A 14,272-nucleotide genomic window follows, 5' to 3' on the forward strand; every position below is an offset into this window, starting at 1 on the left:
ATATATAAATTACCATGCTAATCCTCAGATGCTGTCGCCTATTTTACCGCTCGGAAAGAGGAACAAAAGATCGATTTTCGGGACCTATGTAGTGCGCACTCGGTCGAATGATCTTACCATCTTGTCGCTGTTCAAATACATGTGCAGACCAGCCCGTAATCCGTGACAAGACGAATAAAGGGGTAAACATTTCAGTCGGAATGCCCATCAAATGGTAGGAAACCGCCGAATACCAATCCAGATTTGGAAACATTTTCTTTTCCTCCCACATCACTGATTCCAAACGTTCGGCAATAGCATAAAGTGTCATATCACCAGCTTCTTCGGAAAGCTCTTTAGCAATCTGCTTGATCACTTGATTGCGTGGATCAGAGATCGTATATACAGGATGTCCGAAACCAATGATTACTTCTTTATTGGCTAACCGTTTTCGAATATCAGCTTCTGCTTCGTCAGCATCGGCATACCGGCTCTGTATTTCAAAAGCAACTTCATTGGCTCCGCCATGTTTTGGACCACGCAGTGCTCCGATAGCTCCAGCAATACTCGAATAAAGATCAGAACCAGTACCTGCTATCACACGTGCGGTAAAGGTTGAAGCATTAAACTCATGTTCGGCATAGAGATTAAGAGATACCTGCATCGCCCTGACCCATGATGCTGGCGGGGGAGTTCCATGTAAAAGATGTAAAAAATGTGCACCTAATGTTCCATCCGTGGTCTCCACATCGATCTCACGTCCATGCTGGCTAAAGTGATACCAATATAGCAAAGCAGAAGCCATGGAGGCCATCAAACGATTGGCAATATCACGTGCTCCAGCAATGGGATGACTCTCTTTTTCGGGTTGAATGCTCCCAAATACGGAAACATAGGTACGAAGCACATCCATGGCATGCGCTGTAGTTGGCAATTGTTTTAATACTTTTTGTATCGCAATCGGCAACCCACGCTGGCTAATTAACTGCGCTTGATAAGTGGTGAGCTGAGCCTTGGTCGGTAAACTCCCATAAATCAACAAATACGCTACTTCTTCAAAACTAGCTTGTTCGGCAAGTTCCAAAATATCATAACCGCGGTAGTGTAAATCGTTACCACTTTTGCCAACTGTGCTTAACGCTGTATTGCCAGCTTCCACACCGGATAATGCCACGCTTTTCTTGGGTTTAAAACCCTTTTCATTTGTTTCTATCATCATGCTTACTATTGAACAATTGATCTAATCTATTTTCATATGCGTAATAATTAATGCTACGGTACAGTTCTTCCCGCGTCTGCATATGGGGTATTACAGCAGCTTGCGTACCATCTTGCCGTATATGTTGGTATACATTTTCCGCTGCCTTATTTGCAGCTCTAAAAGCAGAAAGTGGGTATAGAATAATGGAAACACCCGCTTGGGATAATTCTTCTCGGGTGAACAGCGGCGTTTGACCAAATTCGGTGATGTTGGCTAAAATAGGAAGCTGGGTAGCATCGCTAAAGCTTCGATATTGCTGCAATTCATGGACAGCCTCTGCAAAAATAAAATCTGCGCCTGCTTCTTTGTAGGCCACTGCCCTTTCCAGTGCGGCCTCCAGTCCTTCTGAGGCTAAGGCATCCGTGCGGGCACCAATGACAAAGGTTTGATCCGTTCTGGCGTCTACTGCAGCCTTGATACGATCGACCATTTCTGTTTTTGACACCAATTCTTTTCCCGGTCGATGGCCACAACGTTTTGCCCCAACCTGGTCTTCCATATGTACGGCCGCGGCACCAGCTTTTATCAAGGATTGAATAGTCCGCGCTATATTAAATGCCGATGGGCCAAATCCAGTATCAATATCGACCAATAATGGCAGCGGGCATACATTGGTAATCCGTTGAACATCGACCAAGACATCTTCCAGTGTTGTGATCCCAAGGTCGGGAATTCCTAATGAACCAGCTGCTACACCCCCTCCTGATAAATAAATGGCTTGAAAGCCGGCCTGTTGAGCCAATAGCGCATGATTAGCATGGATAGCGCCAACTACTTGTAATGGTTTTTCATTCTTGATCGCTTCTCTAAAAAGAAGACCTGCGGTTTTTATCATATAATTGGATATTATAAAATTAGCGCGAAAGCCGAGCTGTGATGCATGACACCTATTTTATTATTTTTAGAGACTATTTTTCAGCAATTATAAGGTGCTCAATAACCTCCGTTTCTGCTAAAGATAAGAAAAATAAAACTTGAAAATGCAAATAACGAGGAGGAAATATCTTAAAATTGTATGCAATACACAGTGTAATCAAAAATACACAACAAGCTGATTTACAAAGTTTTTAAATGATTAAAATACGTAAAAAAAATAGATGGTAGTGAGGCTATAATGGGGTTTATCAAAGCAAATTCAATTGAAGATCATAGAGAAGCGAACCCGATCATTACTTCAACATCCAATCATTTTTCAATGGATCATTATCCATCTTAAAACCATTCGTTGAGCGCTCACCTTGTTGCGCTTATGCACAAACAGCACTGCAAAAACAATAAGTTGATCCCAGATTTTAAATCCGGTAACACATGAACGGTCAATAGACCAAATTTCTATTTTTAATGCGTGTATATTAGTTTTTTAGCTATTAAAAATTTTACAGTTAAAAATTAAGATGAAATTGCTGTAGCGGTAATTTGTAAGTTAAAACTAAAAGAAATTAAAACTTTTATTTTCTTTTACTGTTATATAATAAACAAGAATCGTTAATTATATAGAAAAACTTAAGACTCATGAAAAAATTAGCACTACTACTTACAATAATGGGGGGAATAGCTTTTGGTGCAAATGCTCAAAGAATCGAAACTATTCCACAAAGTTCAGCAGATGTTGGCACTGCTCCAATCAAAAAGGGTAACTGGATGGTCGGTGGTTCCTTAGCAAATCTCGGTTATAGTTTTGAAGGAAAAGCCTTTAATGTCAATGTACAACCAAGAGCTGGTTATTTTGTCTCGGATGGTATCGCTATTGGAGCTCAAGCTAACTTAGGTTTTATAGCTGTAAAAGATCATGATAATGAGTGGAATTATGGTATTGCACCATTTGTACGCTATTACTTCCCAGAGGGATCATCTTCGTCAGGTCGCTTTTTCGGACAGGGAGATATCGGTATCGCGGGTAGCTCAGTCGGAAAAGGGGCATCATTGGCCTTGGGTGCAAATCTCGGTTATGCGCACTTCATCACAAGAACAGTAGCACTTGAGGCGACTGTGGGCTATAATTACACAAAATCAAATGTAAACTTAGGCGAAAAAGCCTCAGGTCTGGGCGTAGGACTTGGTTTCCAAATCTACTTACCTGGACAGCGCTAGGTGACAGACTGCAGAAAGAAATAGAAAAGGCCTATACAACTCGTACAGGCCTTTCTAGCGGATTACGCTTTCATATAATAATTGGTAAAAATATGATCTCATCTCCATCATGCATGATGAAATTGCAAAACTTTTTTAGAAAAAAGCAATCCTCACATCGGTCTCATGACTGCGCCTATCACGACATCATGACCATAGGTTTAATGGTCATAACCGTCTGTTCGTGCCAGCTGGTCGCAGCTGGACAGCCCATCATTTCATTAAAATAAATATCAGAAACCACCTGTTCTTTTTCTAATCGCACCTCCAGATGAAATCTAGTATTCAGATCGTTCAGGATTCTCTGTTGATATTCTTCTCTCTCTGTTGCTGCCGGCAATGTGAGTTCATAACAATAAAGATGGTTTTTTTTCCAGACTCTAAGATCTCCACATTCCTGATCATGGACATAGTGACATCGGTCGCAATTGTATACAAAAATACGGGAGACAGGAAAAGCACCAGATAGGCCAAAAGCAAACAGATAAAATTCATAGATTGCCATATTAACTAAGGAGATTCGGAGCACATCCGCATGCTCATCGCGGACTACACAACTGTATGAATCCAAATCTTCTAATAATGGGATGAACTGCGAATAATAGCGTTCTCTAGGCTTTATCTTTAAAATACTCTTGAGCGGCTGTTCCCGATTATGGGATTGAAATTCTTTTGTCTGACGAGTCTTAAAGCGTTCTAGCAGTAATGTTTTCATTGTAATTAGTTATAATTTGGTTATCCTACCTATTAAACATTTTATCACGAAGTTTGTCCAATACCAAATTTCCCCGAATCTTCCCATAGACACCATCCATGATTTATTATTAAAAACCGACCCACCTTCATTACGTAAAAACAAGACGTCTAAATACATAAAGCTATCGTTGACTTACCAAAGAAAAAATACTATATTTATCGTGTCAAGAATAAAATAGCAGATTTCTTTTCATCGGATCATTCAATAGAAAAGCGGGTCGGTAAAAATTATAAGGTAGGCCACCATCCATAATCATTTTCTTACAGCATGAAGGCGAAAACATACTGCAAAGGAAGACCAATAACCTATTAATTTTTAAAGATTTATCTATTTATTCTCGATAACATTTGATGTTCTTTGTCAATACTACTTGGAAAACGCAATGAACCTGAATTTGAGATTGACATTGCCAACAGTGTCTAGTTTGCATTTTCATAATTTATAATTGGTTATTGAATCTTGTTCAACTTATTTTGTTTTCATTGCTGTTATATCCATTTGAATCGTGAATATCAACAGCAATTGGTAGAAAACTTAGTAAAAACTAAGTAAAACAAATTATAATTACTTAGCTAATACTAAGCAAATATTTTTTAAATTATTATGCCTAAATCACTTATAGAATTTGAAATTGTCAGCCTGGTCCGCAAAAAAAGGAAAAATTTGAATATGAGTCAAGCTAAGATTGCCGCACTCATACAGGTCTCTGCGGGTTATATTGGTCAAATAGAAATGCAAAGTTCGGACAGTATGTATTCTTATGATCAATTGAATAGACTAGCGCTATTGTTTAATTGTAGCCCTAAGGAATTTCTCCCGGAAGAACCTATTGAATCACTTATTTCGGAAACAGCACCGCCTGAGTAGGCAATCTGGATTAGATCTGAAGAAAGGCGCTAAACCAGCGTCTAATAAAAAATCTTAGGGAAATAAAAACGGCATCCAGTGGATGCCGTTTTTTTATGGTATATATATCGACCCTGTTGTCCGCATCTATATACGAGATTTGTTACCAATAAATAGAATATAAAGCGACCACAATCATCACGACCAGCAATGATCCGATTACGAAACCGTTGTGTGCTTTAAACATTTTGGTATCGATTTCCAGTCCTTTAGGAACAATTCCGCGTTTGTTGTCAATTAAACTAATGATCACCATAAAGATGACACAGATGATAAATACAAAACTCATCCGGTCAATGAATGGAATTTCATAAATACCTGTAGCTGGATTTAATACCGAGAAACCTGTACTTGATAAAAATGAAAGATCCATAAGATCGGGTAATTTTTTGAAAAGTACGGATAAAATAAATCCACCAATTGTTGCAAACATAGCTGCATTTGAAGTCGTTTTCTTCCAGAAAAAACCTAGAATAAACATGGCAAAAATACCTGGAGAAACAAATCCTGTATATTCTTGGATATATTGGAATCCTTGTTTCCCTTCTCCCATCAGTGACTCGCCCAAGATAAGTGCTAAACCTGTACCTAAGACCATGGAAACGATGACTGCTAGTTTACCCACATTGACCAAGTTCTTTTCAGAAGCATCTTTATTGATTGCTTTTTGATAGATATCTAAGGTAAAGATGGTCGCAATACTATTTGCTTTTCCTGCTAATGATGCGACTATAGCAGCGGTTAAAGCAGCAAAAGACAGACCTTTCAAGCCTGCGGGAAGTAGCGTCAGCAATGCTGGATATGCTTTATTTGGATCTTGCGCACCTGTTGAGGTCAATAAACTGGAAGAATCGATAGCTCCAAGATTTTTATTGACAATATAGTACACAGCAATACCGGGTATCACTACGATCACAGGCATCAGTAATTTTAAAAAGGCGGCAAATAAGAGGCCATTTCTTGCCGTAGGTAAAGAAGCTCCTAATGCACGCTGTGTGATATACTGATTACAGCCCCAATAACTTAAATTTGCAATCCACATCCCCCCGATCAATACACTGATACCTGGCAGATCCATATAATTAGGATTATCTGTTTTAAATATCATATGAAAATGCTCTGGAGCATCATTGTGTAGCGTCGTAAAACCTGCTAATACCCCGTTGCCATCTGATATGATGTTTAATGCCAAGTACGTAGCAACTAAACCTCCTAATACTAAGAAAAATACCTGAATAACATCTGTATAGCCAATTACTTTCATTCCTCCCAGAGTAATAATAATGGCGAAAACAGCTAATAACATAATACAGAGGGTCAAGTCTAAACCAGAAATACCGCTGATGGCAACAGCTCCAAGATAAAGGATAGACATTAAATTGACCACGATATATAGCATGAGCCAAAACACAGCCATGATCATCGCTACAGTTCCGTTATAACGCTGGTTGAGGAATTGAGGCATGGTGAATATCTTATTTTTAAGATAGACAGGCATAAAGAATATAGCCACAACAATCAATGTGATGGAAGCCATCCATTCATACGCAGCAATAGCTAGTCCCATCTTAAAGCCGGAACCGCTCATCCCAATAAATTGTTCTGCAGAAATGTTTGACGCAATTAATGAAGCACCAATGGCCCACCAGGTCAATGATCCCTCTGCTAGGAAATAATCCTTTGCACCCTCTGAAGCTGACTTCTTTTTGTAGTAGATCCACAAACCATAAGAAGCAACGATTATAAAGTATACAAAAAATACAATATAATCCTTCGTACTTAAAATAGTATTCATTATGTAAGATTAATTAGATTTAGTTATGAAATTGAGGCTAAATATAGAAATATTTATTTCAGATTTTCATATTTATTGAAGTAAAATCCTGGGCCTATCGATTTTAAGTATTTAACAATTGTGTGATTTTACTGTTTCTTTATCAATTTTCTTTGTATTTTTGCCCAATAATGTCAAAAATATCCTCAAATAGAGTGATTCGCTATAGCTCTCTGGTGATGCTTTTCATCATACAACTATTGTTTTTATTAGCGATTTTCAAAGAAAACAATTCCACTATTGCACTATCGTTCTTCATCGTTCTGATTTCTTTTCTATTACTCTTTTCATTTTTTAAGTCACCTGTCCATCACAATAAATTAGCTTACGAAAAAGTTTATATTGCGGTCTGGGTACCTATTGGAGCTGTGAGCTGTTATTTTTTAAATCATCAATTTGGCTTAGGTTCTGTTTTTTCTGCAAGTTTGGTTGGACTGGCCGGTGCACTAATCCCGTACCTCAATAAAAAGTCAGACTACCTATCGCACCTGCCCCCTGCTATTTATTGCGGTTCATTTGTCGGTATGTCCAACACGAGAGTAGCACATGATATTTATTTTATATTAGCTGCTAGTATCTGTACAGCAGTTCTTTTAATCATATCAAAAAGTTTACTAAATGGAGTTGGTGGCAAGCTGGGAACACTTGCTTTTGCTGGAGTAGCCATTACCTATCTGATATTATTTCTTTTTTCAAGAGCATGATCTATACAGCCATCCTCATCTTTACAGGAATATTTGGGAGTTTACTGACCTACTATTTTAACAACAAACTCAAACTCGGAGGTGTCCTATCCTCTTCGTTACTAAGTAGCATAGTTGCTGGATTTGTTCATTTTTTTCCTTCGTATATACCCCAAGAACTGGTCAGTCATATCCCGCTTATTTTCATTGGTTCATCGTTCGTTGGTATGGTCTCGAGCAATCAATTGTCGACCTTCATCGGTGTTTCTTTATCTGGTCTTGTCTATAGTTTGATCTATATCAATACCAGCAAATTTTTTGATGGCTTTGGGGGTGCCTTGGGTACTTCTGCCTGTATCTCGCTACTCGTCATCATGAGCATACCTTATCTACGATCCAATCATAAAATGACTCTGGGTATCTTTCAGCTACGCAGGATGATGTTTAAGGAAAAAAGAAAAAGACGCCATCCTAAGAAATTAAATGATTGATCTGGAGATCTGCATCTTCGTTTTATCATACTTAATTAACGAAGACGCTTAACGTCCTACATAAATTAATAACGGTCTGAGTACTGTTATCTTTATTTTCAACAAAAATAATATACCCAAACCGTTATTAATAAGATCACGAATGAGAAGCGATAAAAGGAGACTTACAGCCTTACCCGATTATCGTCGCCTGTGTAATCCATAAAAATATCATTATCCAAAACAACTTCTTTTACCTGACCCTTTGTTTTCAGTTTTAATACGATTGAACTTTGATTCTTTTCCCATACTTGTGGTGTAAAATGAACTTTTTCTTTTTGACCATCTGCATAATTCAGAATAACATCAAATGGTATTGCAAACCCGCCTGCATTTTCAATGGTCAACGTCATTCCCTTTTTCTTTTGATCGACCTTTGCCAACTTCAGATCGATATAATGATTACTGAAATACCAATTGTTCCAAAACCAATTTAGATTTTTTCCGGATCCCGTATTAAAAGAGTAAAAATAATCCCAAGGAGTCGGATGTTTACCATTCCAGTTGTCCATATAATGGTGCAAAGCTTTTTTGAAGAGTTCGTCCCCGAGGTAGTCTTTCAATGCCAGATAGGACAATGCTGATTTGATATAGGCATTATTACCATAACCTTTGCCACTTAACTGCGAGGATAAAGATATCAGTGGTTGATCTTGTTCCGTAGCAGGATCTTGAATCCAACCCTGCACACGAAATTCTTTAAATAACTGCTTTGCCGCCTCTTCCCCATTTTCTTCTATTCCGATCAATAACTCCAACGCTGTCGCCCAACCTTCATCCATAAATGCATATCGGGTTTCGTTAGTCCCCATATAAAATGGGAAGTAAGTGTGTGCTATTTCATGATCTACTGTTTGCCTCGCATCCATAAAATTGTCGGGCACACTGCTATCATTGACCATCATGGGATATTCCATATCGGCAAATCCCTGCACAGCAGTCATCGTTGTAAATGGGTACTCTACTCCTGGCCAATTTTTAGAAAACCAATCGATACAATATCGTTCCCAACCGACGTATTGCTCAAAATCTTTAGTACCGTTGAGGTAAGCTGCCTGTACGCTGACTCTTTTGGTCTTCAATTGCACACTGGAAGCATCCCAAACATAGTGATTGCTCAAAGCAAAGCAAAAATCAGAAATATGGTCAGCCTTGAACTTCCAGCTATTCCAAGTTTGCTGTTTTGTAACCTGCTGATCTTGCATTTCTTTTAAACTCGCCACTTGAATCACTTGATCCGTGCCCAATGATTTCTTAAAGCGCTGCAAGATGTCTTGCTGCAAAACTTCTTCAGGATTTAAAAAACTTCCAGTGGCCCAGACTACAAAATTTTTAGGTACGCGGATTTCAACTTGATAATCGTTGAAATCATGATAAAATTCTTGACGTCCATTATGTTCCAACATATCCCAACCATTGTAATCATCATACACGGCAATACGCGGATATGCGTACGCGCAATAATATGTTCCTGGATCTATCTGTCCCTCCCGATCACTGGATAATGATAAAGGATACTCCCATTCCATGTCCACAGTTACAGTCGATCTGGCACCAATAGCCTGTTTTAATTTAACCCGATTAGCAGTTGTCCAATCCTTGCTGTCTATACCATACACCTGACCATTTAATTTGAATGACTTTAGCTTCAGTCCCGAAGTAAGGAAATCGGTATTGACGTCAGATGCTCTCGCGGCAGTGGGTTTATGCACATTATTAGCAAAGTGGATCACGAGATCATGTAGGGCATCGGGACTATTATTCTCATAAACAATATGTTGTTGACCCGACACTATTTTTGTTTTTGGATCAACGGTTATTTGGATCGTATATTGCCCTCTATTTTGCCAATAATTTGCACCAGGTGCTCCTGTTAAACTCCTTGTTTCCTTTTGATATGCCAGCTTGATATGACGTGGCGAGTAAAGCTCCTGCCCATGTGCTAAAAGACTACAAGTGAAAATGTATACTAAACTGAAGAGAATCTTTATTTTCATGTCATGATTTTTTTGTTAAAGATAGGGAGTTAGATAACGCCGTACAACTCAGGTCGCCTGCCTGTATGAAAAATGAGGGGCAAGAAATATCAGAAGTGTTTCTTTTAACTATATTTGTACACAATCTCTGCACATAATATCCGATAAAATTTATAAAAAACAGGAAAAATAAACTTGATAAATGAAAAAACAGCTCCTTAAATTAGACATATTTGACATCGTAACAGCCTGTTTAGCGCTTTTTTTCATCACTTTTATTAGTCCTACCCAAGCTCAAGTTACACTTGTATCGGATTCGTCACGTGTTGAATCCCAATCCAACTATGTACAGCATAAGATTGACTCTAACTCCACCTATCAATACGATATTTCGGATTTATTTCGTAATATTTTTCATCCCAAAAAAGAGCGAAATCCATATAAAAAACGTTCAGGAATTACCCTTATGCCAGGGATCGCACTAAATCCCACTATTGGAGCACAAATTGGTATCAAAGGCGTCGCAGGCATTGTATTGGGGGATAAAGCAAACACCATGATGTCAACTGCAGCATCGACAGCGTCTATTACCACAAAAGGGATCATGGTCTTTTATGTCAGTCACAATATCTACACAAAAGAGAATAAATGGAATATCCAAGGAGGATGGGCGATTGTTAAAATGGTCAATCCAGATGCAGGCTTAGGGATGACAAAAACATTTTCGGGGCAAAGTGACGATGATATCCTGACCAATCCGGACAAGAACTTGTTTGTATACAAGTACACTTCCTTTAGCATCAATGAAAAGTTATATAAACGCGTTTCTGATAATCTTTTTCTAGGTGCCGGATTTGCATTTGATATCCGCAAAAATATCACAGCATCGACTGAAAATAACGACAACCCTAATTATGTCTATAGCCAGCGTTATGGATTTAATCCAGAAAAATACAATTCAAATGGTCTCCTATTCAATGTGCAATACATGACCCGTGATAACCCAAATCGTGCTTACAAAGGGATATATTCGGATATCGGAATACGGATGAACCAAGAATGGATGGGGAGTAGTAAAAACGCGATACAGCTTACGACCGATTTTAGAAAATATTTTAGCCTCTCGGAGGAAAACCCAGAGCATGTCCTTGCTTTTTGGAACTATGGATCGTACCGTATATCGGGACGACTCCCCTACTTGGACCTGCCGGGAACTGCAAAAGATAATTCGTTGAGATCAGGGAGGGGCTATACCCTCGGTTTTTTCAAAGGACTGTCTTACTTCTATAATGAAGCTGAATATCGTTTCCCGATCCTTCGAAACAAATTTATCAGTGGTGCCACATTTTTCAATATTCAGTCTACCAACAATGATATGGACAGCAAACTGTTTAAATCATGGCGGGCTGCAGGTGGTGCGGGATTACGCATTTTATTTAATAAAGCGACCCGCACGAATCTATGTATTGATTATGCTATAGGAGGATATCATCAAAGAGGTGTGTTCTTGGGACTCAATGAAACTTTTTAAAAAAGTCTTAATAAAAGTTTTTCACTATTTTAGAGCAAATATTTTGAGACCCGATACCCTATGCCTGTGATTAAATCTGCTTTATCCTATTTATTATTTATTCCGACGTGCCTCTACGCCCAAGATGCAAAAAAAGACACCATCGCTTCTTATCAATTAGAAACGGCGAAGGTTTCTGGGTATTTGACAGAACAAGCCCTACTGACCACGCCAAGCTCGGTATCGATCGTTGGGCAAAAAGCAATCCTTGGTCAAAATAGTGCGACCTTGTTGCCTGGCTTAAATACGGTACCGGGTCTACGTATGGAGGAACGATCGCCCGGTAGCTATCGTCTGGCACTCCGCGGAAGTCTGATCCGTTCGCCTTTTGGTATCCGGAATGTAAAAATATACAGCGATGAGTTTCCTATAACTGATGCTGGAGGAAATACCTACCTGAATCTGATTGATCCTGCTTCCATAGCACAGATCGAAGTGCTCAAAGGACCTGATGGTTCTATTTTTGGACCAAATTCGGGAGGGGTGATGATCATAAAACCCAATGGATTTCAAAAAGAGGGCGCATCTAAAACATCACTTAATATGGCGGGTGGATCTTTTGGATTTGCACAACAGCAATTTTCTACGCTCCAACATATCAATAAAAAATATCGCTTTGCAGTAGATCAAAGCTTTACACGATCTGATGGTTATAGAGAGCATACAGCATTAAATAAAAAAACATTTCAGACAGCGCATTACTGGGATTATAGTGCACAGGCAAGTTTAAAAGTATTGGCGTTTTACAGTGATTTAAACTATCAGACACCGGGAGGACTCACGCTGGAACAATATCAAGAAAATCCTCGTGCTGCAAGACCTGCCACGGCAAGTGTCCCATCTGCAAAACAACAAAAAGCAGCAATCGATAATAAAACCTGGTACGGAGGAGTATCTCATAAAATTAAATTCAGTGATAGACTGAGCAATACAACTACAATTTTTGGTTCTTCATCCAAGGTTGAAAATCCATTTATCACCAATTACGAATTTAGGGACGAGCGCAATCTAGGTTACCGAAGTTATTTTTCTTACGAATCGCAAGATCAATGGAACTGGCAATTGCAAGTCGGTACGGAAGGTCAAAAGGGTTGGTACGATATCGCTAACTATAATAACAAAGGTGGTATTCCGACCGATCTTCAGGCTGAGGATAAATTGGAGAACTGGCAAAACTTCTATTATGCGAGAGCTAAAATGATTATCGCCAACAGATGGACAGTAGAAGGTGCTATTGGATTAAATCAAAATCAGATCGCTTATAGACAATTGCACCCGACGGCTTCAGCACAAAAGGAACACCTTTCTTTGGGTACAACTTGGATGCCCAAGATGGCGACATCTTATTTGCTGACGCCAAATCTAGCTATACGCGGTTCGATATCCTCTGGATTTTCAGCACCAACCATTGCTGAAATCCGGTCTTCAGACAATCTCATCAATACAACATTAAAACCGGAGTCTGGTTATAACCAAGAAATTGGAATAAGATGGGAAGGAATGAATCGCCGCCTGATCGCTGATATTTCGTATTATCAGTACAAAATGAATAATGCCATCATTCGTCAATTGAATGAGAATGCTGTCGAATATTATCAGAATGCGGGTAAGATCAAACAAAAAGGAGTGGAAAGTTCGATCACAGCTTATCTCATGACACGGTCTACAGCACATGATATCGTACAATCACTGTACATCAATTCGAATGTTACCTATAATAATTATCGATTTGCCACCTATCAAGTAGGAAAAGACCGTTACGACAACAACAAGCTTACGGCTGTGCCCGACTGGATTGTTGTACATACGCTGCAGTTGGATCTTGCTCATCAGATCGGTCTTAATCTGCAACATAATTATACCTCAAAAATGCCATTAAATGATGCTAATACGGCTTATGCTGAATCTTTTCATCTGATTCAAGCAAAAATGCAGTGGGGTTTTAAATTTTTAACAAACCTACAGGCTAACCTTTATCTTGGTGTTGACAATCTATTAAATGAAAAATATAGTTTAGGTAATGATATCAATGCTTTTGGGGGTCGATATTATAACGCAGCTCCTACTCGAAACTTTTTTGCAGGACTAAAATTGAGTTATTAAATGAAAGAGAACTACGCTATTCAAAAACTTGCTGATGGTACTCCTATTCCTTATGAGCTATTGTTGCTCGCGGACGAAACCAAAGAAGCTATTAACAAGTATATTTTTGATTGTACCATCTTTACCTTAATCAATGAAAAGTCTAATGATCTAGTTGGGGTGATGGCGATCTTACAACTGGATCAAGATACTGTTGAACTTAAAAATATGGCAATCGCAGCCCATGAGCAGTCCCAGGGTTTTGGAAGTGATATGCTCTCTTTTTTAAAATCTTACGCACGAGATCAACAATGTCAACAGATATGGGTGGGTACTGCAGATATCGGATATCTACAGCATCGTTTCTACATGCGCAATGGATTTGAAATGGATCATATCCGCAAGAATTTCTTTTTGGACCATTATGCTGTTCCTATTATCGAGCATGGCATACAAATGAAGCACATGCTTGTTTTTTCATATCGTTTAAAAACGTAAACAAATTAAAAAACAACATATCATAATATAGTCATTTATATATATCTTTAAAAATACTAGCTTTAT

At 38.7% G+C, this 14,272-nt stretch carries 12 protein-coding genes; 7 read left to right on the forward strand and 5 right to left on the reverse strand.

From position 1 onward, the window contains the following. Positions 1-43 precede the first annotated feature (43 nt). Positions 44-1,198: a 2-methylcitrate synthase gene (gene prpC / locus MUB18_RS20310; RefSeq protein ID WP_248754428.1), complete on the reverse strand. Its 1,155-nt coding sequence runs from the start codon at positions 1,196-1,198 to the stop codon at positions 44-46. Beyond that, the gene (prpB, locus tag MUB18_RS20315; RefSeq protein WP_248754429.1) at positions 1,179-2,075 is read right to left on the reverse strand and encodes a methylisocitrate lyase; all 897 of its coding nucleotides are present in this window, start codon (positions 2,073-2,075) and stop codon (positions 1,179-1,181) included. Before prpB ends, prpC begins: the two co-directional genes overlap by 20 nt. 677 nt (positions 2,076-2,752) lie before the next feature. On the opposite strand from prpB, the gene MUB18_RS20320 reads away from it, so the two are divergent. After that, positions 2,753-3,331 (forward strand): hypothetical protein, encoded by a 579-nt coding sequence (locus MUB18_RS20320; RefSeq protein WP_248754430.1) that lies wholly within the window; start codon positions 2,753-2,755, stop codon positions 3,329-3,331. A gap of 178 nt (positions 3,332-3,509) precedes the next feature. On the opposite strand, the gene MUB18_RS20325 is transcribed toward MUB18_RS20320, so the two are convergent. Next, a complete protein-coding gene (locus tag MUB18_RS20325) occupies positions 3,510-4,085 on the reverse strand; it encodes a hypothetical protein (RefSeq protein ID WP_248754431.1) in 576 nt (191 codons plus the stop codon). A gap of 645 nt (positions 4,086-4,730) precedes the next feature. Here MUB18_RS20325 and MUB18_RS20330 point away from each other — a divergent pair. Beyond that, complete coding sequence (locus tag MUB18_RS20330; RefSeq protein ID WP_248754432.1) at positions 4,731-4,994, forward strand: helix-turn-helix domain-containing protein; 264 nt, start codon at positions 4,731-4,733, stop codon at positions 4,992-4,994. A 142-nt stretch (positions 4,995-5,136) separates the two neighbouring features. On the opposite strand, the gene MUB18_RS20335 is transcribed toward MUB18_RS20330, so the two are convergent. Further along, entirely contained in the window at positions 5,137-6,828 is a 1,692-nt protein-coding gene (locus tag MUB18_RS20335) for a sodium/sugar symporter (RefSeq protein ID WP_045752476.1), read from the reverse strand. Between the two features lie 170 nt (positions 6,829-6,998). On the opposite strand from MUB18_RS20335, the gene MUB18_RS20340 reads away from it, so the two are divergent. Then, the gene (locus MUB18_RS20340; RefSeq protein WP_045752477.1) at positions 6,999-7,571 is read left to right on the forward strand and encodes a hypothetical protein; all 573 of its coding nucleotides are present in this window, start codon (positions 6,999-7,001) and stop codon (positions 7,569-7,571) included. Beyond that, positions 7,568-8,041, forward strand: a complete 474-nt coding sequence (locus tag MUB18_RS20345; protein WP_045752478.1) for a hypothetical protein — start codon at positions 7,568-7,570, stop codon at positions 8,039-8,041. Before MUB18_RS20340 ends, MUB18_RS20345 begins: the two co-directional genes overlap by 4 nt. 164 nt (positions 8,042-8,205) lie before the next feature. Here the strand turns inward: MUB18_RS20345 and MUB18_RS20350 are convergent, their stop codons facing one another. Next, positions 8,206-10,077, reverse strand: coding sequence for a M1 family metallopeptidase (locus MUB18_RS20350; RefSeq protein ID WP_248754433.1), 1,872 nt, complete (start codon positions 10,075-10,077; stop codon positions 8,206-8,208). 181 nt (positions 10,078-10,258) lie between these two features. Here MUB18_RS20350 and MUB18_RS20355 point away from each other — a divergent pair, with 181 nt between their 5' ends. The 3 genes from MUB18_RS20355 to MUB18_RS20365 are packed head-to-tail and all read left to right on the forward strand — an operon-like array spanning position 10,259 to position 14,206. Beyond that, positions 10,259-11,587, forward strand: coding sequence for a BamA/TamA family outer membrane protein (locus tag MUB18_RS20355; RefSeq protein ID WP_248754434.1), 1,329 nt, complete (start codon positions 10,259-10,261; stop codon positions 11,585-11,587). Positions 11,588-11,647: 60 nt separating this feature from the next. Next, positions 11,648-13,729, forward strand: coding sequence for a TonB-dependent receptor (locus tag MUB18_RS20360; RefSeq protein WP_248754435.1), 2,082 nt, complete (start codon positions 11,648-11,650; stop codon positions 13,727-13,729). Beyond that, the gene (locus tag MUB18_RS20365) at positions 13,730-14,206 is read left to right on the forward strand and encodes a GNAT family N-acetyltransferase (RefSeq protein WP_248754436.1); all 477 of its coding nucleotides are present in this window, start codon (positions 13,730-13,732) and stop codon (positions 14,204-14,206) included. Positions 14,207-14,272: the final 66 nt, after the last annotated feature.

The sequence above is a fragment of the Sphingobacterium sp. PCS056 genome (assembly GCF_023273895.1).
Lineage (GTDB): Bacteria > Bacteroidota > Bacteroidia > Sphingobacteriales > Sphingobacteriaceae > Sphingobacterium.